21 protein-coding genes are annotated in these 22,227 nt (G+C 41.5%); 15 read left to right on the plus strand and 6 right to left on the minus strand.

The annotated features are described in order from the left end of the window. Nucleotide 1: 1 nt before the first annotated feature. Both K1X66_03990 and rlmN read right to left on the minus strand, forming a co-directional pair. Complete coding sequence (locus tag K1X66_03990; GenBank protein ID MBX7157528.1) at nt 2-724, minus strand: gamma-glutamyl-gamma-aminobutyrate hydrolase family protein; 723 nt, start codon at nt 722-724, stop codon at nt 2-4. A gap of 13 nt (nt 725-737) precedes the next feature. Continuing rightward, nucleotides 738-1,808 carry a 23S rRNA (adenine(2503)-C(2))-methyltransferase RlmN gene (rlmN, locus tag K1X66_03995; protein ID MBX7157529.1) on the minus strand — a complete coding sequence of 357 codons (1,071 nt, stop codon included), beginning with the start codon at nt 1,806-1,808 and terminating at the stop codon, nt 738-740. Between the two features lie 58 nt (nt 1,809-1,866). Here rlmN and K1X66_04000 point away from each other — a divergent pair, with 58 nt between their 5' ends. The 3 genes from K1X66_04000 (at nt 1,867) to K1X66_04010 (ending at nt 5,366) form a co-directional block, all read left to right on the plus strand. Next, nucleotides 1,867-2,712, plus strand: a complete 846-nt coding sequence (locus tag K1X66_04000) for a hypothetical protein (protein MBX7157530.1) — start codon at nt 1,867-1,869, stop codon at nt 2,710-2,712. 55 nt (nt 2,713-2,767) lie between these two features. After that, nucleotides 2,768-4,267, plus strand: coding sequence for a hypothetical protein (locus K1X66_04005; protein ID MBX7157531.1), 1,500 nt, complete (start codon nt 2,768-2,770; stop codon nt 4,265-4,267). Between the two features lie 124 nt (nt 4,268-4,391). Next, the gene (locus K1X66_04010) at nt 4,392-5,366 is read left to right on the plus strand and encodes an acetyl-CoA carboxylase carboxyltransferase subunit alpha (GenBank protein ID MBX7157532.1); all 975 of its coding nucleotides are present in this window, start codon (nt 4,392-4,394) and stop codon (nt 5,364-5,366) included. Between the two features lie 3 nt (nt 5,367-5,369). Here K1X66_04010 and metH read toward each other — a convergent pair whose 3' ends face one another. Then, entirely contained in the window at nt 5,370-9,119 is a 3,750-nt protein-coding gene (metH, locus tag K1X66_04015) for a methionine synthase (GenBank protein MBX7157533.1), read from the minus strand. 109 nt (nt 9,120-9,228) lie between these two features. Here metH and trpA point away from each other — a divergent pair, with 109 nt between their 5' ends. The 4 genes from trpA (at nt 9,229) to K1X66_04035 (ending at nt 12,257) form a co-directional block, all read left to right on the plus strand. Continuing rightward, nucleotides 9,229-10,038 carry a tryptophan synthase subunit alpha gene (gene trpA / locus K1X66_04020; GenBank protein MBX7157534.1) on the plus strand — a complete coding sequence of 270 codons (810 nt, stop codon included), beginning with the start codon at nt 9,229-9,231 and terminating at the stop codon, nt 10,036-10,038. A gap of 2 nt (nt 10,039-10,040) precedes the next feature. Continuing rightward, nucleotides 10,041-10,451 carry a Holliday junction resolvase RuvX gene (gene ruvX / locus K1X66_04025; GenBank protein ID MBX7157535.1) on the plus strand — a complete coding sequence of 137 codons (411 nt, stop codon included), beginning with the start codon at nt 10,041-10,043 and terminating at the stop codon, nt 10,449-10,451. Nucleotides 10,452-10,464: 13 nt separating this feature from the next. Further along, nucleotides 10,465-11,409 (plus strand): hypothetical protein, encoded by a 945-nt coding sequence (locus K1X66_04030; protein ID MBX7157536.1) that lies wholly within the window; start codon nt 10,465-10,467, stop codon nt 11,407-11,409. An 86-nt stretch (nt 11,410-11,495) separates the two neighbouring features. After that, the gene (locus tag K1X66_04035) at nt 11,496-12,257 is read left to right on the plus strand and encodes a hypothetical protein (GenBank protein ID MBX7157537.1); all 762 of its coding nucleotides are present in this window, start codon (nt 11,496-11,498) and stop codon (nt 12,255-12,257) included. Between the two features lie 123 nt (nt 12,258-12,380). On the opposite strand, the gene K1X66_04040 is transcribed toward K1X66_04035, so the two are convergent. Both K1X66_04040 and K1X66_04045 read right to left on the minus strand, forming a co-directional pair. Continuing rightward, the gene (locus K1X66_04040; protein ID MBX7157538.1) at nt 12,381-13,625 is read right to left on the minus strand and encodes a hypothetical protein; all 1,245 of its coding nucleotides are present in this window, start codon (nt 13,623-13,625) and stop codon (nt 12,381-12,383) included. 307 nt (nt 13,626-13,932) lie between these two features. Beyond that, nucleotides 13,933-15,330, minus strand: a complete 1,398-nt coding sequence (locus K1X66_04045) for an aminotransferase class III-fold pyridoxal phosphate-dependent enzyme (protein MBX7157539.1) — start codon at nt 15,328-15,330, stop codon at nt 13,933-13,935. 159 nt (nt 15,331-15,489) lie between these two features. Between K1X66_04045 and K1X66_04050 the strand changes: the two genes are divergently transcribed. The 7 genes from K1X66_04050 to K1X66_04080 all read left to right on the plus strand — a co-directional run bounded on the left by K1X66_04050 (nt 15,490) and on the right by K1X66_04080 (nt 20,175). Beyond that, a complete protein-coding gene (locus tag K1X66_04050; protein ID MBX7157540.1) occupies nt 15,490-16,503 on the plus strand; it encodes an endonuclease/exonuclease/phosphatase family protein in 1,014 nt (337 codons plus the stop codon). Nucleotides 16,504-16,514: 11 nt separating this feature from the next. Beyond that, complete coding sequence (locus tag K1X66_04055) at nt 16,515-17,138, plus strand: XTP/dITP diphosphatase (protein ID MBX7157541.1); 624 nt, start codon at nt 16,515-16,517, stop codon at nt 17,136-17,138. Further along, nucleotides 17,125-17,361: a hypothetical protein gene (locus K1X66_04060; protein MBX7157542.1), complete on the plus strand. Its 237-nt coding sequence runs from the start codon at nt 17,125-17,127 to the stop codon at nt 17,359-17,361. The genes K1X66_04055 and K1X66_04060 overlap by 14 nt, the downstream gene beginning before the upstream one ends. Nucleotides 17,362-17,428: 67 nt before the next feature. Beyond that, nucleotides 17,429-17,674, plus strand: a complete 246-nt coding sequence (locus K1X66_04065; GenBank protein ID MBX7157543.1) for an AbrB/MazE/SpoVT family DNA-binding domain-containing protein — start codon at nt 17,429-17,431, stop codon at nt 17,672-17,674. A gap of 1 nt (nt 17,675) precedes the next feature. Continuing rightward, nucleotides 17,676-18,083, plus strand: coding sequence for a type II toxin-antitoxin system VapC family toxin (locus K1X66_04070; GenBank protein MBX7157544.1), 408 nt, complete (start codon nt 17,676-17,678; stop codon nt 18,081-18,083). 15 nt (nt 18,084-18,098) lie between these two features. Further along, nucleotides 18,099-18,968: an RluA family pseudouridine synthase gene (locus K1X66_04075; protein MBX7157545.1), complete on the plus strand. Its 870-nt coding sequence runs from the start codon at nt 18,099-18,101 to the stop codon at nt 18,966-18,968. Between the two features lie 58 nt (nt 18,969-19,026). Beyond that, entirely contained in the window at nt 19,027-20,175 is a 1,149-nt protein-coding gene (locus K1X66_04080) for a hypothetical protein (protein ID MBX7157546.1), read from the plus strand. Nucleotides 20,176-20,348: 173 nt separating this feature from the next. Here K1X66_04080 and K1X66_04085 read toward each other — a convergent pair whose 3' ends face one another. Beyond that, on the minus strand, nt 20,349-21,407 hold the full coding sequence (locus K1X66_04085) for a methylated-DNA--[protein]-cysteine S-methyltransferase (GenBank protein MBX7157547.1): 1,059 nt from the start codon (nt 21,405-21,407) through the stop codon (nt 20,349-20,351). A 237-nt stretch (nt 21,408-21,644) separates the two neighbouring features. Between K1X66_04085 and K1X66_04090 the strand changes: the two genes are divergently transcribed. Then, nucleotides 21,645-22,220, plus strand: a complete 576-nt coding sequence (locus K1X66_04090) for a sterol desaturase family protein (GenBank protein ID MBX7157548.1) — start codon at nt 21,645-21,647, stop codon at nt 22,218-22,220. Nucleotides 22,221-22,227: the final 7 nt, after the last annotated feature.

The raw sequence follows: 22,227 nt of genomic DNA on the forward strand, positions 1-22,227 counted from the left end.
TCTAGTTTTTTAGCCAATTTTTTGTCCATTGTTGAATCCAATTTTCTTTGCGCATGCGTTCGGGATGAAATTGCACCCCCATAACCTTTGGATTGTTTTGCATGACAATTTCTTCAATAATTCCGTCAGGGGCGAAGGCGGTGGCGAGGAGGTTTTGGCCGAGTTGATCAATGGCTTGGTGATGGTAGGAGTTGGTGGTGTAAGGTTGTGTGATATCCAGGATAGAGGCGAAGTTGGATTGTGAGTTGAAGGTGACGGAATGAAATCGATCGGGAGTTCCAGATTGGGCGAGTTCATCCGGGGTGGTAGTGTGGGCAGGATCGCATCGATTGCCGAGTCGCTTGGAAATATCAGGGATTAAAGTTCCGTGAAAAAAAACGTTAAGGGATTGCAAACCGCGACAGATGCCGAGGACTGGTTTGTTTTGGGAAAGTGCGAGTTGTAAAAGAATTTTTTCTACTTGGTCACGGTTGGAATTGGTGTTGTAAATTTTTGCTTCTTGTGCTTCTGAAAGGTTGGCGTAAGCGCCCGATTCGAGAGAGAAATCGCCGCCACCGGTTAAAATTAAGGCATTGCAAGTGGCGAAACGTTTTTCGATATCCTGAGAGGGTGTATGAAAAAATAGTTCGAGTTGGGTGACGTGAATTGTGGCCAACCAGTCACGATAATGGTCGCCGAGATAATCGGGCTTGTTAGTAACAATAGCGATACGAATAGAGGACATAAAAGGTGTTGATTTAAGCAGTGGGTGAGGAGGTTGCAAGCTTGCGTTCGGTTTTTAATCGAAGTTGACCACAAGCGGCATCGATATCATGGCCTTTTTCTCGGCGAACCGTGGCGGTAGCGCCATGAGCGCAAACGGTTTTGGCAAATTGTTTTATACGATTTTCCGAAGGTCTTTCCCAGGGCAATCCTTCTACGCGATTATAAGGAATTAAATTTACTTTAGCATGAAGTTGTTGGCAAAGGTGGGCAAGGTGTTGGGCTTGGTCAAGGGAGTCGTTGATGTCTTGGATTAAAATGAATTCCAGGGTAATGCGTTTTCGCTTTTTCTTTTGGTAGTAAAGGCAGGCTTCCAGGAGTTGGGAGAGGGGATATTTTTTGTTAACAGGCATGATTTGGGTGCGCACTTCGTCGGTAGCGCCGTGTAGAGAAATGGCAAGCCGGATTTGTTTGGGAGAATCAGCCAATTTTTTGATTTGTGGGGCAAGACCGCTAGTGGAAATGGTGATATGGCGAGCGCCTAAGTTTAATCCCCAGGGGGCATTGATAATTTCAATGGCTTTCATGAGATTGTCGTAATTGGCTAAGGGTTCGCCCATGCCCATAAAGACGAGGTTGTTAACTTTTTGTTTGGAAATTTTTTCTGTAGCCAGAATTTGCGCGACAATTTCACCAGGAGTTAGATTGCGTTTCCAACCTTCTAAGCCACTGGCACAAAAGCGACAGCCATAAGCGCAGCCGACTTGTGTGGAAAGGCACAGGGTTTTGCGATCAGAAGCTTCACCGTAGAGAGCGGGTGAGGCGGGGATGAGAACGCTTTCGATGAGTTGTCCATCGGTCAGTTGCCACAGAAATTTTTGTGTGGTGTCATGAGCGCCTTGTCGTGTAACTAATTCGAGTGGCAATAAAGTAAAGGTATGGGCGAGTTCGGTTCTTAATTCATGCGGTAAATTGCTCATGGCTTCAAAGGTGGTGACTCTTTTTTGATATAACCATTCTGCGATTTGTTTTTGGCGATAAACGGTTTTGCCAGGAATGGGATATTCCTGCGGCAAAAAATCGTAGAGAGAAGCTTTTTTCTCCATAAAAGTGAGACGAGCTTACAGCTTGTTTATTTTAAATAAAAACGCTATCAGAAAAATTGTGTCTCGATCAAAAACTGTTGCGCGAATGGGTTATTTTGGGTTGCCAGGAAGTTTTGCTCATGAAGTAGCTTTAAAACATTTTCCTAAAAAGAAATTGGAATCTTTTCCTAGTATGGCGCTGGGATTTGAAAAGCTGAAGCAAGAGCGGTTGGATCGTATTGTTGTGCCTTTTGAAAATTCGATTGGTGGTGAGGTGCACGATACTTTGGATCAGTTGATTTTATTAGGCAATTCTGCAACAGATTTTTGTATTTTGGAACAGTTGGTTTATGATATTCGACTTTATCTTTTAGGCAGTACAGAACTCAATAAAATTAAGCGCGTTTATTCTCATTTTGTGCCTTTGCAAGTCGTTAGCCCTTGGTTGCAAGATCATTTGCCAAAAGTGGAGCGAATTATTACGGGCAGCACTTCAGCTGCAGCGGAACGCGCCACTCAAGATAGGCAAGGGGCTGCGGTAGGCAATCGAATGGCGACAAAGGTTTACTCCTTAAAAATTTTGGCAAAAGATTTGGTTCCACCTAAGACGAATGTTACGCGTTTTTTTGTGATTGGACATTCCAAATTGAAAAGTCAACAGTATAAGAGGAGCCAACGAGCTTTGCTTTATTTGCGGCTGCCTAATCGTCCTGGCGCTTTAGCTAATGTTTTACAGTTTTTTAAAAAATTTGATATGAATCTTACTCAGATTCTTTCTCGACCCATTTATGGTTCGGTAGGGGCTTATCAATTCCTTTTGGAAGTGGATTTACCCAAAAATTTATCCTCGGAGGTGTGGGGAGAATTGAGTTGTAAAGCTTTGTTTTTTAAAGCCTTGGGCTTTTATACTTTAATAAAAATTTAAATAATCTCATTTGCCCTGCTATTAAAACATAACTTTTTAGTTAAGTTATTTTTCTATGAAAAGAACAGTAACTTATCTTATTGTAGCAGGTTTGCTGAGTTGTTTTTTTCCTGCTTATTCACAATCCTTTGCAAAACAAGGAGTTTTCATCGATTCTTCGGGTAGTGTGATGACCGGGAAAGCACAAGGTTGGTGTGTGAAAACCGATGGTAGTGACAATATTTATTTTATTGGCAGTTATGAGGAAGCTGCCGCACATGGGTTTTTGCAGCTTGATAATCAGCTGATGCCTATCGTTCCAGGTGAAAAAAATATTTGTATTTTAAAATTAAATTCAAGTGGAGTGGCTGTTTGGTCAAAAACCATTCAGGGATTAACTGATAATAAACTTTTTGTCGCGGACTTGGATTTGGATAGCAATGGTAATATTTTTGTTGCTGGATTATTTGCTGGCAAGGTTGATTTGAATCCGGATGCAGGGGTTGCGAATTTAACAAGTACGGGTTCTGGGCAAAATGTATTTTTGTTAAAGTTAAAAAATGATGGCAGTTTTGAATGGGTGAAGCATTTTAAAGCAGTAGATGCAACAGGAAAAAGTTTTTTAAATCCGGCAGTAGCAGCTAGCGCAGATGGAGTGGTTATTGGCGGTTCATTTGAAGGGAAAATAGATTTAGATCCCGGTTTTGGCATTAACATTGCAACCAGCGCAGGCAATAATGATATTTTTATTGTTAAATTAAATCAAACCGGAGGCGTATTATGGTCCAGGCATATTGGTGGCTCTAATGTAGGTGGAGAAAACGGTTTTGGAGATAATGTGACAGATGTTATCATGGATCGGGACAAGAATATTTGGGTTACTGGTGATTTTTGGGGAAATGTAGATTTTGATCCAGGCGATGGTATTGATTTTTTAACCTTAGGTGGCTCTTATGTTCTTAAGTTGGACAGCAGCGGCAATCATTTATTGGCTAAAAAATTTACAGGTGGTGTTCCCTATAAACTGGGTTTGGATCAAAATCTGAACGTTTTTGTGACGGGAAGCTTTAAAGATAGTGTTGATTTTGATCCGAGTGCTAATGTGTTTAACCTCGATGCAGGAAATAATATCCATACTTTTGTTGTTTCTCTCACTCCATTGGGGATTTTTCGTTGGGCAAAACATTTGGGAACGGACGGAGGTTGGGTTTTCCCTTCTAGTATTGCTGTAAATGCTTCAGGAGTTTATGTAGCGGGTGGGTTTACCTATACTCAGGATTTCAATCCCGACGCTGGTGTGTTTAATCTTAATAGCGCTGGCAGTGATGATATTTATCTTGTAAAACTCACAACAACCACAGGTGCTTTTCAATGGGCTAAGCATATTGGCAGTGGATTGATGGATACGAGTTTATCAGTAGCATTGGATTTAAGCGGGAATTTAATTACTACAGGCTATTTTCAAGGGAAAGTGGATTTTAATCCTAATGCTGGGATCGTATTTTTGGATTCTTCCTTGCCCACGTCTCATCGCCAGCTTTATGTCTTAAAAATGAAAACGGACGGAACTTTTTAAAAATTTAAGTTTTTAACCATAAGACTCAATCGCTGAAAAGCGATTGGGTCTTTTATTTTTATCTTATAATTCAGTTGAAGTTGATAGAGAGTTCTATAGGCTATTTTTCTCCCATAGTCTTAACATGAAAAACGATCTCCAAATCTTGGAATTTGAAAAGCCATTGGTGGAACTTGAGCGCATGTTAGAGCATTTGCATGCTCATAATAACGATCACGATCTTAAAGCGGAACAGGAAATTAAAAAAATTGAGGCAAAAATTGCCCAGCTTCGCCACGATATTTATGATAATTTAACACCTTGGCAACGAATTCAGATTGCGCGTCATCCTAAGCGACCTTACACGTTTGATTATTTAAACTTATGTTTTGAAGAGTTTATCGAGTTGCATGGCGATCGTCAATATGCTGATGATCAGGCGCTCATTGGTGGCTTGGCTAAGTTGGACGGTCATCGAGTCATGGTGATTGGGCATCAAAAAGGGCGTGACACACGCGAGCGTGCTCGTCGCAATTTTGGTATGGCCAATCCCGAAGGCTATCGAAAAGCGTTGAGACTGATGCAATTGGCGCACAAATTTCATCTGCCCATTATTTCTTTTATTGATACGCCTGGGGCTTTTCCAGGTGTGGAAGCGGAAGAACGTCACATTGCAGAAGCTATTGCGATCAATTTGCGCGAGATGTTTTCATTAAGCGTGCCAGTGATTGCGATTATTATTGCTGAGGGGGGTAGTGGAGGTGCTTTAGGCATCGCCGTTGCGAATCGAGTTTTGATTTTGGAAAATGCTTATTATTCGGTTATTTCCCCGGAAGGATGCGCGGCAATTCTTTGGAAAGATCGCGCGAAAGCGCCGCAAGCGGCTGAAGCATTGAAAATTAGTGCTAAAGAGTTGGAGAAATTTGGGCTTGTGGACGAAATTATTCCCGAGCCTTTAGGAGGCGCTCACTATCAACCCGATGTCTGCGCAAAAAATCTTAAAGCTGCTCTTTTAAAACATTTGGCTGCTCTCCAAAAATTAAAACCGGAAACGCTTATTAAAAATCGTCAGACAAAATTCCGTAATTTTGGCCAATTTTTTGAGCCTAAAAGTAGTTAAAAATTATTGATAACTTAAATAAGGGCCAAGCCAGCGCTCTACGATTTCCAAAGGCATTCCTTTTCGTTTGTGGTAATCCACGACTTGATCTTTACCCAATTTCCCCACTGCAAAATATTTACTTTCGGGATGAGAAAAATAAAGACCGCTGACCGAACTACCTGGATGCATGGCGAAACTTTCGGTTAAAGAAATATTCGCTAGCGCCTCCGCATTTAACAAATCAAATAGAGTGCGTTTTTCCGTGTGATCGGGGCAGGCTGGATAACCTGCAGCGGGTCGGATGCCGCGATATTTTTCACGAATTAACTCTTCATTGCTAAGATCTTCCTCCTTGCCAAATCCCCATTGAATGCGAGCTTCGCGATGTAAATATTCCGCGAACGCTTCCGCTAAACGATCTGCCAAGGCTTCGGCCATAATGGCATTATAATCATCATGTTCTTTTCGAAATTGATTTTTTAGCGTTTCCAGACCAATGCCCGCTGTTACCGAGAAAGCGCCTAAATAATCACTAAATGGGTTTGAAATTTTTTTGGGTGCAATGAAATCAGCTAAACAATAATTAGGTTGTCCGGCGTCTTTTTTCATTTGTTGACGCAAAAAATAAAAATTCGCAAGGGGATGCGAACGTGTTTCATCCGAGTAAACTTCCACATCATCTCCGACGCGATTCGCTGGGAAAAATTTCATGACTCCTTTCGCGCTCAACCACTGATGTTTGATCATTTGTTGTAAAAGTTTTTGCGCGTCATCAAACAATTTTTTAGCTTGTTCGCCTGTTTTCGGATCATCAAAAATTTTCGGATAGCGTCCGCGCAATTCCCACGTGTGGAAGAAAGGGGACCAATCAATAAAAGAAACCAAATCTTTTAAAGTAATAGATTTTAACAAGATTGAGCTATCAACTTCTGTGAAGGGATCGGTGCTATAAAGTTGTGATTGCAAACATTCCGGTTGGGGAATTTTGTAATTTTCCCAATTTACTGAAAACGCATTGGCGCGCGCTTCTTCCAATGAAAGCAAGGTCGTTTGAGTTTGATTTTGAGCGTGTTGTTGCCGAATTTTTTCTTGATTGGCTTGATTTTCAGCGAAAAACTTTTTGCGTTGTTCCGGGTTTAGCAACGAGCTTACGACACCAACCGCGCGTGAAGCATCCAAAACATGCACAACTTCCTGATCGTAGTGAGGCGCGATTTTTACTGCTGTGTGGGCTTTGGAGGTTGTGGCTCCGCCAATGAGGAGGGGGAGTTGGAATTTTTCGCGTTTCATTTCTGAGGCGACATGGGTCATTTCATCAAGAGAGGGAGTAATTAATCCGCTTAAGCCGATTAAATCAGCCTTTTGCTCGCGTGCTGCAGCTAAAATTTTTTCGCACGGCACCATGACACCGAGATCAATCACTTCGTAATTATTGCAAGCTAGCACCACGCCTACGATATTTTTGCCGATATCATGCACATCACCCTTTACCGTTGCTAAAATAATGCGTCCTTGGCTTCGCGAGGTAGGGTTTTTTTTCTTTTCCTCTTCCATGAAAGGCATCAAATAAGCTACGGCTTTTTTCATCACACGCGCACTTTTAACGACTTGCGGCAAAAACATTTTTCCCGCGCCAAACAGGTCACCTACCACGCTCATGCCAGCCATGAGCGGTCCTTCAATGACTTCTAAAGGTTTACTGTATTTTTTTCGCGCTTCTTCTGTGTCGCTTTCAATGTAATCGACAATGCCTTTAATAAGCGCGTGGGATAATCGCTCTTCCACCGATTGTTGGCGCCACTGTTTTTCGTTTTGCGCAACGGTTTCTGGACTGGTTTGGGTTTTATAAGTTTCGGCAAAAGTTACTAATCGTTCCGTTGCATCGAGGCGACGATTGAGTAAAACGTCTTCGACACGTTCCAATAAGTCTTTTGGAATTTCTTCGTAAACGGCAAGTTGTCCGGCATTAACAATACCCATATCGAGGCCAGCGCGAATGGCGTGATAAAGAAATGCGGCGTGCATCGCTTCGCGCACGGGATTGTTGCCCCGAAACGAAAAAGAAATATTGGAAATGCCACCACTGACTTTGGCATGTAGTAGATTAGTTTTAATCCAGCGCGCGGTTTCGATAAAATCAACGGCGTAATTATTATGCTCTTCAATTCCGGTTGCGACCGTAAGAATATTGGGATCAAAAATGATATCTTGTGGAGGAAAAGAAATTTTTTCCACCAGTAAACGGTAGGCACGCTCGCAAATTTCAATCTTTCGAGCAAAGGTGTCGGCTTGACCTTTTTCATCGAAGGCCATTACAACAGCGGCGGCACCGTAGCGACGAATGAGTTGTGCTTGTTCCAAAAATTTGGCTTCGCCTTCTTTTAAAGAAATGGAATTGACTACGCCTTTGCCTTGAATGCATTGCAAACCGGTTTCGAGCACAGACCATTTTGAACTATCAATCATGATAGGAACTCGTGCGATATCGGGTTCAGAAGCGATCAGATTCAAAAATTGGCGCATGGCTGCTTCGGAATCCAACATGCCTTCGTCAAAGTTGATATCGATAATTTGCGCGCCATTTTCAACTTGTTGTCGCGCGATTTTTAGTGCTTCTTCCCATTGATTTTCTTTGATCAATTTTGCAAATCGGGGTGAACCGGTTACATTGGTGCGTTCGCCGATATTAACGAAGTTGGTTTCGGGTCGTAAGGTAAGAGGTTCTAATCCGCTTAATCGTAGATAAGATTTTACCGGTTTGGGTTGGCGCGGTTTTAAATCCCGCACGGTTTCTGCCAATGCCCGGATGTGATCAGGAGTCGTGCCACAACAACCGCCGACAATGTTGAGCCAACCTTTTTCTACCCAATCGCGCAGTTGCGGCGCAAAACTTTCTGGAGTTTCTGGAAAGCCGGTAGGCGATAAGGGATCGGGCAATCCTGCGTTGGGATAACATAAAGTGGGAATAGGCGCGAGATGAGAGAGTTCTTCGACGTAAGGTCGCATTTCTTTGGGGCCTAAAGCGCAATTTAATCCTACGGCCAGCAAGGGCGCGTGCGAAATAGAATTCCAAAAAGCTTCCAAGGTTTGACCGGAAAGAGTGCGGCCCGATGCATCGGTGATGGTGCCAGAAGCAATCACGGGTCTCAACGTTTTGGGATTGTCATGAAATAGTTTTTGAATCGCGAAAAGGGCTGCTTTTAAATTCAACGTGTCGAAGGTTGTTTCGCAGAGTAAAAGATCAACGCCACCATCTACTAAACCTCGTGCTTGTTCGTAATAAGCTTCCACTAATTGAGAAAAAGTTACCGATCGAAAAGCAGGATTGTTGACGTCGGGCGAAAGTGATGCAGCACGCGTGGTGGGTCCCATTGCGCCGGCAACGAATTTAGGAGTATTAGAATGTTTTTTCTGAAATTTTTTAACTGCGCGATGTGCAACCTGAGCCGCAGCCACGTTGAGGCGGTAAGCCAACGATTCCATTTTGTAGTCGGCTAATGAAATGGTTTGTGCGTTAAACGAATTGGTTTCGATCATGTCCGCGCCCGCTTCAAGATAAGCGAAATGAATTTCTTCAATGATTTGAGGTTGCGTTAAAACGAGTAAATCGTTTTGACCTTTTAGATCAATGGGATAATCGCGAAATTCTTCACCACGATAAGCGGTTTCATCCAACGCATAGCGCTGGATCATGGTGCCCATTGCTCCGTCGAGGATAAGCATTCGCTCTTGTAGCAATTTTTCCAAAAACTTTTTTACTGTTAAAGACATGAGGGTGAAAAGCATAACAACTTTTTTTCAGAAGCAAAGCAACATGAATCGTTAAGCGATTTGATTGGTTTTCTTGCGATGATTTTGTTTTCCGGCTATGAAATAAGTTATGGCATTAAATCGAATTGACGCATGTTTTGAAAAATTGAAACAAGAAAATAAAAAAGCGTTTGTGGCTTATGTTACGGCTGGTGATCCTTCTTTGGAAAAAACGGATGAATTGATTTTTGCTTTAGAAAAAAGTGGCGTGGATATTTTGGAGTTGGGCGTGCCTTTTTCTGATCCCATTGCTGATGGGGTAGTGATTCAATTAGCATTTCAGCGTGCTTTGGAAGCGGGCACGACATTAAGCGGAGTGTTAGACTGTGTGGGAAAAATTCGGTTAAAAAGTCAGCTGCCCATTATTATTTTTACTTATTTAAATCCAATTTTGCAATTAAGTTGGGAAAATTTTTTGACGCAAGCGGTTAAGGCAGGAGTGGATGGTGTTTTGGTTTTGGATTTGCCACCAGATTTGGCTGAGCAGGAAAGAAAAGAGTGCGAAAAGAAAGGAATCAAATGGATTACTTTGGTGGCGCCTACTACGCCGCAAGATCGCGTGCCAATTTTGGCAAAAAGCGCTTCGGGCTTTGTTTATTACGTTTCGCGAGAAGGGGTGACGGGCATGCAAACGCAGGTGGCTGGTGGGGTTGCGGAGCATGTGGCTGGGATTCGAAAAGCGACGGACATTCCAGTGTGTGTTGGGTTTGGCATTTCGAATGAAGCGCAAGTCAAGCAAGTGGCCCAAATGGCCGATGGTGTGGTGGTGGGAAGTGCGATTGTTAAAAAAATAGAAACTTTTTCTCAACAAAATAAAGATTGGATTAAGCAAGTGAGCGATTTTGTGAAGCCTTTAGCTGCGGCAGCGCATGAAGGTTGATTATGAAAGTGGCGGCGATTGATTATGGAACGCGACGTGTTGGCTTGGCGATCAGCGACGAGTTGGGTATGTTTGCGCATCCGTTAGCGGTGGTGGAAAGTGACGATCCAGAGAAACGATTTCAGCAAGTGAGCGATATTTTGGAGAAATCGCAAGTGACTGATGTGTTGATCGGTTTACCCAAACATATGGATGGCAGCGAAAGGGAGGAGGCGCTAGCGGTTAAAGCATTTGCGTGTAAATTAGAACAGTTAGGAAGATTTTCTGTGAAATTAAGGGATGAGCGTTTGTCGACGGTGCAGGCGAGTCGTTTGATGCGCGAAGCGGGACGCAGTGCGAAACAACAAAAAAGTAAGATTGATGCCGCGGCTGCGGTTGTTTTATTGCAAGCTTATTTGGATAGTAGTGACTAGTAACAAGTGACAGGTGACAAGTTACTGGTTACCTGTTACTAGTCACGAGTTACTGGTTGCTATTTTTATGAAAGAATTGATTTTAGGCATTGAAGGCGGTGGAACGAAGACGACGTGGTGTTTGATTGATGCCAGAGAAAAAATTTTGGCTCAAGGCAAGGCGGGATCGGGTAATGTGAGTCTTTTATCGGATAGCGATTTAAAGAAACTTTTTTGGGAAATTAAAAGAGCATTACCTTTAGCACCTACGGGAATTGGCGCTGGAATGGCGGGGGTAATGCGTGCTGCGGATTGTCAACGAGTTAAACGTTTGTTGAAGCACGTTTTTTCTTCCGCTCAAAAAATTATAGTCAGTGAAGATAGCGAATCCGGTTTTTTGGCGGCGCATAAGTTGGAGCCGGGAGTACTCGTGATCGCGGGCACTGGTAGCAATGTTTTGGTGTCCAATGGCAAGCAGCGTGTGAAAGTCGGAGGTTGGGGACACATTGTTTCGGACGGTGGCAGTGGTTGGGATATTGCACAACAAGGGTTGCGCGCTGCGTTTACTGGTTACGATCGAACGGGGAAGGTAGATGCTTTGGGGAAAGTTTTTTTGAAGGCGACGCATTTAAAGCGGTTGGAAGATTTAGCGATATGGGTTTTGGATTCGAATCGCAACAAAAAAGATGTTGCAAATTTGGCAATTGATTTATTTACCCAAATTAAAAATCCAGTTGCTAAACAGTGTGTGGAGCGGGCTGTTGATGAGTTGGTGAATCGTGTTTTATGGGGGATGAAACGTTTAGGGTTAAAATCTTGTTCGATAGCAATGATTGGCGGTTTATTTGAAAAACAGCCCTTATATCGCTCATTATTTTATCGCAAATTGAAGAAAAAAGGGATGATTCGACAATTTTTTTTATGCCAAACCCCAGGGGCTTTAGGGGCAGCGCGGTTAGTGACCTTGAAAAAAGTGTAAAAATATTGTAAATTCTGCTTGTCGAATTAGGAGGAGGCGTTCTAAGCTTTTGTGTTTAGGTGCGCTAAATTTTATAACTAAGAACTATGAAACGCATTGGGTTATTATTATTGGGATGTTTGCTAATTCAGGGCAAGGCATTGTCGTTTGATAGCGGCAGCAAGTTATTGGATGCCCGATTGGAAGTCGTAAAAAATACCGTTTTGAATTCAAAATATTCTTGGAAACGAAATATTATTACCACGATGTTTTGGATTGGGAACAATCGCAATGGGTATAATTCTACTGTTAATTTTGATAGCGCTTGGGATTCGCGTTGGTATGAAAATTATGGGGGTAACGATGATCCTAAGGATCGTGTGGGTTCCAGACCTAGAAAATTTTTTCCGAAATTAAATCCATTTTATGTTGCTTTGCCTTTTAATGATGTCGTTTACCCTTCAAAAGCCAGGCAATTAATTCCTTGGTTTCAACGCGATTTTAAGAGTCGTTGGACTTCCGTGTGTAAAGGCAAATGGGTGGCAGTTCATTATCGTGGAAAATTTGCATTTGGCACGTGGGAAGATGTGGGGCCCTTCCGTGTGGATAATGCGGAATATGTTTTTGGCAATGGCTCTCCTAACACTCCAACTGGAGCTGGACTCGATGTTTCTCCAGCGATTCGTGATTATTTAGGGTTAAGCGGAAAAGATCGTTGCGATTGGCGTTTTGTAGAAGATTATGAAGTGCCTACAGGTCCCTGGGTGGAATATGGCGAGAAAGCTTTAGTGCTCAATCTCATTCAAGAGAAAAAGAAAAAGGGACAACCTTTACCCGCTGGCGCTCGCGATTATAAGCCAGAAGGTTAAGAAGTTATCAGCGTTCAATTGATAAGCAGTTAATTAGTGTCCCCGTCTAGGGTGACCTGACCCCAAAAAAGAGGACGGGATAAAAGCGAAGTTTTGCTCTAAAAAAAATAAAAAGTTTATCATTTAAAATTTTGGTAAAATTTTCGTAACGCCGTCGACTTGTTGCTCCATAAATTTAAATACATCTGATTTTTTAAAGTCATCAATTTTTTCGAAAATAATGTTTTTAGCTTTCTTTTCGTTAGCAATTTCTTCCTTTACTCTTTCAAGAGCTTCATATAAAGGATCTTTGTTTTCAAATGGAGGTGATTTTGAACTTATTTGCTCTGCACACATTTCACCGCCACTGAATCTTCTGCAATTTGTCATTTCTAGCTTTTCTAGCTCTCTTTCTTGTTCTTGTTTTAATTTTAGTTTTTCTAGCTCTATCAATTTCTTATTTTTTTCAGCTTCTTGTTTTTCCATTTTCGCAATTTTTAGCCATGTATCCGTTGTTTTTTTTAAATCTATATAGTCTTCTTTTGCTTTTTCCATTTCACGTTGATTTTTGTCCTCTTTATAAATTTCTTTAATAAGATTTTTTTTCTTACTTTCTTCTATCTTTGTTTCTTCTGGAATATAATCTTCTTCTTTTTCCCTAAAATAGTGATTTGGAACAGGCCTCTCCCAGCCTGGATGCAACTCAGTATTGATATATGGTTTCTCTAAATACGAAGCATCAATTAGACCGGATATAAAAGAATTAGAGTTATGAGAATCATCTGCCCAATACCAAGCTTGGTTATACTCCTTTGCTGGAAATAGGTCATAATCTAAATCGTTTCTGAAGTTATTATATTTAGCTAAAATGGTTTCAATCATTATCGAGGTGTTTTTACAATTTTTAACTCCCATAGGTATTCTAAGATGATGAGGACCAATATCTTTAGGTCGATCCGCATCAGCAACTAATCTATTGTAAACCGGGCCCGCTCCTACCGTAGTATAATGTCTACCTAGTTCATCTACCTGTTTAAAACGAGGATCATCTTTATATTTTTCTCCTTTTGGTGTGAGGCGAATTGACGTATGATAATAACCTAACGCAACAGGATGAGTTTGTAATTCAATAGAGTTAGAACAATCGGTTTCGTCTCTTTCTATTTTAGAGGCACTACCACATATTGACTTATGATAAAAACCTTGTTTCGTGATATAACGACTTTGTACCATTTCAACACAATTCTCTATTCTTTTGGCTTCTGTTTCTACCCCTTCTTGATAAGCACGTTTCCCGACTTCCATAATCACATCGATTGTTTTTAAAAAAGCTTCTTTTGCGTTTTGATTAGAAGAGGCGATTTTTTCTGGGATTGAAGGTTCAGCCATAAGTGTATTTTTAGTTTTATTCACTGATTAATAAAGACTTTTTTGGCCATCCCCCAATATTTTAGGCAAGAAATAGGTAGAGTTCTTTGGGTTGGGTTCATGTTAGTGGGTTAAAGCGAGTTTGGCAAATCGATCCGGCGAAAGACCACCGATAGCGCTGTGAGGTCGAAGTTGGTTGTAGTGTTTGCGTTAGCTTTCAATGATAGGCTTGGCTTCGGCTAGACTACTGAACCAGTGTTGGCTTTTTCTCATTCTTTCGAGTCCTTTCTTTTTCTTCTTTTACCAAAGAACTCTACTTATTTCTGACCTACTTTTCAGGGGGATGGTCAAGTTGCCCCCCTATAGCTGTGTTGAGTGTTCTGATAGTGGATTGGATTTCCTGTTCGTTAATGAGAAAAGGTGGGGATAGGGTTAAGACGTTATGGTGTCGACCTCCTGCTAGGAAAATAAAACCTTCGTTTAGCATTTGAACCATTAATTGGCTGGTAATTTGCGGATCGGGAGAACCGTCAGTTTGGATCAATTCCAAACCCCATAGTGCGCCTTTTCCTCGTACATTGCCAAGTAAGGCGTGGTTTTCTTTGAGAGAAAAAAAAGCGCTTCGCAATTTTTCTTCTAAGTGGTGGAGTTGTTTTTTCCAGAGATCAAAATTTTGCCACTGTTCGAGTGAAGCGAGAGCCATGGCGCATCCCAGAGGATTGCCTAGAAAGGTGCTAGTGTGTAATGCTTCACCTGTAGAACGTGGCCAAGCGTCTATGAGATCGGCGCGTCCTACGCAAGCGGATAAGGGAAAACCGCCTGTGAGCGATTTGCCCAGACAAATAATATCGGGAATAACTTGTTCGGCTTCGCAAGCAAAGCAAGTGCCTGTGCGCCAGAAACCGGTATAAATTTCGTCAACAATCAACAATGCTTCGTATTCATCGGCTAAGGCGCGTAGGAGAGGTAAGAAATCGCGTGGTGGAATCTGCACGCCGCCTCGACCTTGAATAGGTTCCACAAGAATGGCGCCGATAGGTTTCTTCTTAAAAGTGTTACGAATTTCTTCTTCCAACTTTTCCAGACAATATTCCGAACAGTCCGGCGCTTTTTCTCCAATGAGACGATAACCTTCCGTGCATTGGTAAGGGCATCGATAGCAAGTGGGATAAGGCACAAACGAAGTGAACGTTTTCAGTTGGGCAAGGAAAGGTTCTCGAAATTCAGGCAAGGCGGTGGTGTCTAAAGCGCCATAGCCCAAACCGTGATAACTTCCTTCAAACGCTAAAACGCCGGGCTTGCCAGTAGCCAGATGAGCTGTTTTCAAGGCAGCTTCCACGGCTTCAAAACCGGAATTTCCTAAAATGACTTTGCCTTGAAGCCCCCATCGTTCGAAAGTGATTTTTACGAGTTCGCGACATAAATTGACTTTGGCTTCGGTTGGATGAACATCGCCCATGGCATGCCAAAGTTTTTGAGATTGATGATGAATTGCAGACTGTAAATGCAGAGATTGAAAACCTAAACTTGCAACGCCAAAACCACTGGTCCAATCCAGAAAGCGATTGCCATCGACGTCCCAAACATTGGTTCCTTCGGCGCGCTCCCAAAAGATAGGAAAATTTTCTGAAAAATAAGTGATATTAGGCGATTCGTAGCGATGCAATTCTTGCATGAGCGCTTGAGAGCGGGGGCCGGGGATGGAAGTGATTAGTTTGGGTAACATGGATGAGTCAATAATAAAACATTAGCCACTGAGCGCACAGAGAAAAAATATTTAGCAGTCGATTATTAGTTAAAAGCTAATCGCTTTTTGAATTCTGAATTTATAATTTTTAATTCGTTTGAAGCTTTACTCTTCAGGAACCGTTATACAACATAATCTATGCGTTATTTATTTCTTCTTTTAATAGGAGCTTTGAGCGCTGGCTCGAGCTGGGGCTATGACACCAACAGCGCGCCGCGCATTGAAATGCCAAGCGCGATTACCAATAAAGTTACGTTGCTCACGGCAAAAGAACCTACGCAAATTCGTTTGGCTACGTGGAATATTGAATGGTTTCCTGCAGGACAACGCCGTAGTGCTAAGAAAAATGTGCAAAATCAAATGCAAGCCGTAGCGGAAATGATTCAAGAATTTAAACCGGATATTTTATTAACTCAGGAAACACGCAATTTAGGAGCCTTAATTTCGCTCAATAAATTGTTGGATAAATTAGGTTTTAGTTACCTGGCTTCAGCTCGCTATTATGAAGAAAATCAATCTCGTATTGACGAAGGTAAACCTACGCAAAATACAGGCATGCTATCGCGATATCCTTGGAAAGATATTTGGGAAGTGGATTTTGCGACATTGACTTATGCAAGTCCACCGACCCGAGGGTATTTGGGAGCTAAATTTGAAATTAATGGTGTGCCTTTTGTGGTTTATGACACTCACACCAAAAGTAATTTCGGCGCTTCAGACGAAAAAGAGCGCGCGATCAATTATGAAAAACGCGCGAACGGGATTTATGAATTAAAGCGGGATTGGGAGCGCATGAAATTAGATCCTGATAAAGATAAGATTATTGTTGTGGGCGATTTTAATACCGATGTTTTTGCTGAACAATTCAAGGATGAAAAAACTTTCCATATTTTAGAGGAATGGGGTTTTAAACATTGTTTTGGCGATCTTCCTTTGGAAAAAAGAGTCACCTTGCCCGGCAGAAAGGGGGAGCCTTTCCCCGATGGCACATTTGATTACATTTGGTTTTCGAAAGGTTGGGGAGATAATATTCCTAGCGCGCAAATTTTATCCAAAGGCGCAGCGAAACGCAAAGATGTTTACGGAGGGGATGAGCCGGGATTGGCAAGTGATCATTACCCCGTTTATGTCGATATTACTTTAAATAAATAATCGCTAGCAAAATGGCGACGCCGCAAGTTTTAATATTAGCGACGCGCAATGCTAAAAAAGCAAAAGAACTTCAACAACTTTTGGCATCCCAAAGATGGGAGGTCAAAACTTTGGACGAGTTTTCTTCCCTCCCCGAAGTAGCGGAGGATGGAAAAACGTTCGAAGCCAATGCCGTAAAAAAAGCCGTTACGATTTCGCAATATGTTCCCCATTATGTTGTGGCGGACGATTCCGGTCTGGAAGTCGAAGCGCTACAAGGAGCTCCGGGAATTTATTCTGCTCGTTATGCGGCAGAAGGGGGAGAAAACGCCTCGGATCAGGCTAATTGCGAAAAACTATTGCGCGAGATGGATTCGATTTCCGATCGGCAAGCCCAGTTTCGTTGTGTTTTGGCTGTGGCTTATCGTGGTAAGCTTTCCACGACGACAGAAGGAGTTTGCAGGGGGAAAATTATTACAGAATCCCGCGGTAATCTTGGATTTGGTTACGACCCATTGTTTGTGCCAGATGGTTACGAAAAAACATTTGCTGAATTGTCAGGTGAGATAAAAAATCAGATTAGCCATCGCGCCGTAGCAATAAAACAGTTGAAAAAATGGTTGGAAACGACGATCTTAATCAATGAGAAAAATTGAAGTTTGGGTTGCCTATGATTCGAATTCGGAATGGGTGCGAGTGCCTAGCTTGACCATTGAACCCAAAGAAAACTGGGAAGAAATGCAAGTGCCCTTGTTGCAACTACGAGGTTTGCAAGAGGACTGCTATGCAATTCGACTCAAAGTGAGAGATCACATTTTTCATATGTCCCGATTTCAAGACGCGGTAGATTTTGCAATGCAAGAAAACCTTACAAAATAAAGCTTAATTTTTAATTTTCTTACTTTTAGTTAATTGACTTACTTTTAAATTTAAGTAAGTTTATTATATGAAAGTAAAACCATTAGGTGAAAAGGTCTCTTTTTCAGTGAAAGGGCAAATTGTGATTCCTCGTGCTTTGCGGGAGGAATATGCGATTGAAGCTGATACTCGTGCTTATGTGCAGGCAACTCCACAGGGAATTTTAATTAAGCCTATTACTTCGAAATTTATTCGTAGTTTAAGAGGTTCACTTAAAGGCACAGGTGTGATGAAGGCGATGATGGAAGATCGTAAAAAAGAGCGCGAACTTTGATATGGTGACAAAAGTTTTGGATAGTTGGGCTCTCATCGCATTTTTTGAGGATGAACCGGCTGCGGTCCAAGTGGAAAAAATGATCGATCATGCCTTTCAAGAAAAATATAAACTCTTGTTGAGTGTAATAAATTGGGGCGAGATTTATTATAATACGATGCGTGAAGTTTCTCAGGAAATGGCGGAGCAAAAAGTGAGTGAGATTGCTTCTTTACCGATTGAGGTGGTTGGTGTGAGTGAAAATCTTTTACTGACTCGTCAAGCCGCTATTTATAAGGCTAAATACAGAATGTCTTACGCGGATTGTTTTGGGGCTGCATTAGCTAAATTAAAAGGCGCTGAATTTGTAACGGGCGATTTAGAATTTAAAGAAGTTGAAAAAGAGATCAAAGTCCATTGGCTTAAATGATTTTTATTAAGAATTATGCCGCTTTCTTTTCGTGTAACACAACCGACCGAGCTTTTGCCTTTTCTTTTTGCTTCTCAACCCGAAACCAAACGAACCAAAGTGCGGCAGGCCTTGAAATTCGGAAGCGTTTTGGTGAATGGTAAAACTACGACTCAATTTAACGTGTCATTAAAAGTGGGTGATGTGATAGTAATTCGCTTGGGAAAAGCTTCACGTGAGATCGGTCGATTGCCGAAGGGAATGAAAATATTTTTTGAAGATGAACATCTTATTATCATTGAAAAGCCTGAAAATATGCTCTCCATTGCTAGCGAGGCCGAGCAAAATAAGACCGCTTACGCTTATCTTACCGATTATGTAAGAAAAGGAAAAGAGTACTCCAAAGAACGGATTTGGATTGTGCATCGTTTAGATCGGGAAACTTCGGGTTTAATGGTATTCGCCAAAACGCTGCAAGCTAAAGGCATGCTTCAAACCAATTGGGACAAGGTCGAGAAACGTTATCTCGCAATTGTCGAAGGTGTCATGCCTAAAGGCAAAGGAACGTTGCATTCTTACTTAAATGAAACCAATCCTTATCGTGTTTTTAGCGCGCCCAAGAGTCAAGAAACTCGTGAAGCCATCACGCATTACAAAGTGCTTAAACGCGGTCAAAATCGCACCCTGGTCGAACTCACTCTCCAAACTGGTCGACGTCACCAAATTCGCGTCCAACTCGCCGACGAAGGTTTTCCCATCATCGGCGACGAAAAATATCGCGCCAAAACAGACCCCGCTCATCGTTTAGGTTTACACTCTCATTTTCTTAGCTTTTCTCATCCGATTACGGGTGAAAAGTTGAGTTATGAATCGGATTTATCTCAAGAATTAAAAAGATTAATATAATTTTTAAAATACTATGCGATCAGAAATAATAACCAGATTGATACTAGCAAAAAACTTTTTGCGTGAAGCAGAAGCAGCTTGTTCAACGCCAAATGATAAATGGTCTTTTGCTAGAGGAATTATTCTATTACATGATGCAACAGAAATAGTGTTAATTGCAATTGTAAGTCATCTTAATGCATTGCAACAAATTAAAAAAAACACGTCTCTACTTGATTATTGCGACTTTATTCAAAAAGTAGATCCACATAATGAAATCCGACACAAGCAAGAATTAAAAAATTTAAACACAATTCGAAATCATATAAAACATGAAGGCTTGTTAGTGGATGTAAAATCTAACGCTTATCTCGTTAATACAATAAGCAATTCTATTGTTAGTATGTGCAAAACGTATCTTAATATAGAATTTTCAGAGGTACGTCTTACTTTGCTAATCCGCAATAAAAAAATTCAGCATTTTCTCAAAGAAGCTGAAGATCATTATAATGAGAAAAAGTATGAAAAAGCTTTAATTTCACTTGGTTATGCAATGTTTTATACAATTGATAATGAGGCTATAACTTGGTCTTTTTTTCATGAAATTATTTCTGGGTTTTCTGAAAAAGAAACTCCTGAAATTGTTTATCCTGATTTTAATACGGAACATATGGTAAGACTTATACAATATGGGATTGATCCGTATTTACATAAAAAATTTCACCAAATAGTTCCACTCATTGGCAGAAAAACTAAAGACTTTGAGCTTATTTATGAATGGAAGAAAGAGTTTGGTCATCAGGGAAACTGGACAGAAAAAAATGTTAGTTTCTGTCTTCATCTAGTTATTGATACGGCTTTGAAATGTCAAAGAGAAGATTCACATGATTATTCAATTAAACGTTATTCCGAAATTTATGAAGATATAATAGAACCCGTAAAAGATCAGGCTATTATTTGGAATACGTCTAATAATGCTAAAGATTATTTTTTACATTCTAAACTTATTGAACGAAAACCATTATTCATTCTTTCAAAAAATCAATACCTAATTGGCCAAGTAAAAAGGTCTGATAAAAAATCAAACGAAGTTTTTATAATGTTTTACAGACCTTCAGAAGGCGAACTTGAAGATTTCAATTACGGCTATGTTGCTGAGAGTGAAATAAAAGTTACATCTCGTAAAAAAATGTTGGATAATTTTAATCCACCATCAAAGTCACTTTAGCATCTCCGCGTAAAGCTTTGGAGTAGGGGCAGGTTTGATGGGCTTATTCCATAATGCGTTGGGCTTGGTCGTGGTTGATGTCGGGGTGGTGGCATGGGTTTAGTGAAGTAGCGCAGGCTTCCAGCCTGTTAATTAATGAGTCAGTGGGTAAAATAACAGCCAGGATGGCTGTGCTACGTCGATAAAATTTTTCCTGTGTTTTCGAGTTTTAAGAGAAGGCGTTTGCGCCAAATCCCGCAGGCATAACCGCTGAGCGATCCATTTTTACCAATCACGCGATGGCAAGGAACGATTAAACAAATCGGGTTGGTAGCGTTAGCTCGAGCCACGGCGCGAACTGCTTTGGGGACTTTTAATTGTCGCGCGATGGTTTCGTAACTTACCGTTTTGCCATAGGGAATGTTTTGCAGTTTGGACCAGACTCTTTTTTGAAAAGGGGTTCCTTTCAAATACAAAGGAATCGTGAAATGATGACGTTTCCCTTGAAAATATTCTTTCAGTTCTTGGCGCAATTGTTTTAAGAGAGCGTTATCGCCTGGCAATAAAGGGAGAGAAAAGCGCTTTTGAATTTGATGATAAGTCTGGGCTAGGGTGCGTTTGTCGGCAAATTCTAAATAGAAAAGGCTGGTTTCATTGGCGGCGGCTAACATAGGGCCGAGGTCAGTTTCTAAAAGAGCAACCCAGAGACAATCGACCTGTTTCGCTTGGCCTGGAGTTTTTTGGAAAGTGCGTGTGAAGGCGTCGCGGAAACCGCTATGTGATTCGTAACCGTGATTAAAGATGACGTCGTCCAGGGGTTTTCCATTTTGCATCTGAGTGAAGGCGCGAGAGAGACGCAAGCCTCGACACCATGCGGTAAAGGTCATGCCATAATTTTTTTGGAACCAGCGCCGCGCTTGTTCGGGCGCTATGCTGAGTTGGCGCAAATTTTTGGCAGAAATTTTTTGATCTGGCGCGGTTTCGGCGTGAGCGAGAAGTTTTTGCGCCCAGTCTGGAGGTTGGCCGCTAGCGAGTTCGGGTCGGCAACGTTTGCAGGGTCGATAACCGGCTTTAAGGGCTTCACCCAGGTTATCGAAAAATTCAATATTTTCGGGTTTAGGCTGGGAGGGACATGAGAGGCGACAGGCAATGCCTGTGGTTTTGACGCCAAAAACGAAGAGGCCGTCATAGCGAGTGTCGCGCTTTTTCCAGGCGGCTAATTTTGCTTTCTTGTTAAGGGTAGAGTGTTTCATGGAGTCACTTTATCATAGGCTTCCACCGAAAAAGTGACACGACATTTCCTATTTTCAAAAAAATGTGTTAAATCCTTTTCTTTTTTGAGGGTTTAGTGATAAGATGAAAAAGGAGATTTAGAAGCAGGCAAATCAGGAAATGGTTTCAGTTTTTAAATTCTTAGCTTGTGAGTTCACCGGGTTAAGAGAGATTTTCTTCTCCCAAGTGGTGAGGGTGGACATAATTTTATTTTATTTATGCCGGATTGGTTGTTTTGGATTTTGATAGGGTTTGTTGGAAACTTTGCTTATGCTTCGTTTTTTGAGTGGGCTTTGCATCGTTTTGTGATGCATAAACCGGTAGGAAAGTTTCGTTATGCTTATGAAACTCATACTTTAATTCATCATCGTATTTTTAAAGCGGATCACACTTATCATCTCATTAATGAAAAGGATAAGGAGAAGATTCCAATGGAGTGGTGGAATGGGCCGGTGTTGATTGCATTGTGCGCATTGCCGGCTTTGATTGTGAGTTGGATTTTTGGTTCCTGGTTGGTGTTGGTTGGTGGAGTCATCGCATGCGCGGCTTATTATGGACTTTATGAGTATTTGCATTGGTGCATGCATTTGCCTAAGGCGCGACGTATCGAGAAACCATGGATTTTTCGTCGTTTGAATGGTCATCATTTGTTGCATCATCGTTATATGGGAAAAAATTTTAATGTGGTTTGTCCGTTGGCCGATATGATTTTGGGCACATTGATATTGCGAGCGAAGACACGTTTTGCTCAGGCGACAGGGCCTTCGGTGCCGAATGTGCAGCCGCACGATTAAATTTCAA

The sequence above is a fragment of the Verrucomicrobiia bacterium genome (genome assembly GCA_019694135.1).
Lineage (GTDB): Bacteria > Verrucomicrobiota > Verrucomicrobiia > JADLBR01 > JAIBCM01 > JAIBCM01.

What these genes read in the sequence shown, in the direction of transcription:
- K1X66_04005 (MBX7157531.1), top strand. Translation starts at nt 2,768, where the DNA reads ATGAAAAGAACAGTAACTTATCTTATTGTAGCAGGTTTGCTGAGTTGT.
- K1X66_04085 (MBX7157547.1), bottom strand. Translation starts at nt 21,407, where the DNA reads ATGAAACACTCTACCCTTAACAAGAAAGCAAAATTAGCCGCCTGGAAA.
- K1X66_04035 (MBX7157537.1), top strand. Translation starts at nt 11,496, where the DNA reads ATGAAACGCATTGGGTTATTATTATTGGGATGTTTGCTAATTCAGGGC.
- trpA (MBX7157534.1), top strand. Translation starts at nt 9,229, where the DNA reads ATGGCATTAAATCGAATTGACGCATGTTTTGAAAAATTGAAACAAGAA.
- K1X66_04040 (MBX7157538.1), bottom strand. Translation starts at nt 13,625, where the DNA reads ATGGCTGAACCTTCAATCCCAGAAAAAATCGCCTCTTCTAATCAAAAC.
- K1X66_04070 (MBX7157544.1), top strand. Translation starts at nt 17,676, where the DNA reads ATGGTGACAAAAGTTTTGGATAGTTGGGCTCTCATCGCATTTTTTGAG.
- K1X66_04065 (MBX7157543.1), top strand. Translation starts at nt 17,429, where the DNA reads ATGAAAGTAAAACCATTAGGTGAAAAGGTCTCTTTTTCAGTGAAAGGG.
- K1X66_04055 (MBX7157541.1), top strand. Translation starts at nt 16,515, where the DNA reads ATGGCGACGCCGCAAGTTTTAATATTAGCGACGCGCAATGCTAAAAAA.
- K1X66_04060 (MBX7157542.1), top strand. Translation starts at nt 17,125, where the DNA reads ATGAGAAAAATTGAAGTTTGGGTTGCCTATGATTCGAATTCGGAATGG.
- metH (MBX7157533.1), bottom strand. Translation starts at nt 9,119, where the DNA reads ATGTCTTTAACAGTAAAAAAGTTTTTGGAAAAATTGCTACAAGAGCGA.
- K1X66_04090 (MBX7157548.1), top strand. Translation starts at nt 21,645, where the DNA reads ATGCCGGATTGGTTGTTTTGGATTTTGATAGGGTTTGTTGGAAACTTT.
- K1X66_04010 (MBX7157532.1), top strand. Translation starts at nt 4,392, where the DNA reads ATGAAAAACGATCTCCAAATCTTGGAATTTGAAAAGCCATTGGTGGAA.
- K1X66_04050 (MBX7157540.1), top strand. Translation starts at nt 15,490, where the DNA reads ATGCGTTATTTATTTCTTCTTTTAATAGGAGCTTTGAGCGCTGGCTCG.
- ruvX (MBX7157535.1), top strand. Translation starts at nt 10,041, where the DNA reads ATGAAAGTGGCGGCGATTGATTATGGAACGCGACGTGTTGGCTTGGCG.
- rlmN (MBX7157529.1), bottom strand. Translation starts at nt 1,808, where the DNA reads ATGGAGAAAAAAGCTTCTCTCTACGATTTTTTGCCGCAGGAATATCCC.
- K1X66_04045 (MBX7157539.1), bottom strand. Translation starts at nt 15,330, where the DNA reads ATGTTACCCAAACTAATCACTTCCATCCCCGGCCCCCGCTCTCAAGCG.
- K1X66_03990 (MBX7157528.1), bottom strand. Translation starts at nt 724, where the DNA reads ATGTCCTCTATTCGTATCGCTATTGTTACTAACAAGCCCGATTATCTC.
- K1X66_04075 (MBX7157545.1), top strand. Translation starts at nt 18,099, where the DNA reads ATGCCGCTTTCTTTTCGTGTAACACAACCGACCGAGCTTTTGCCTTTT.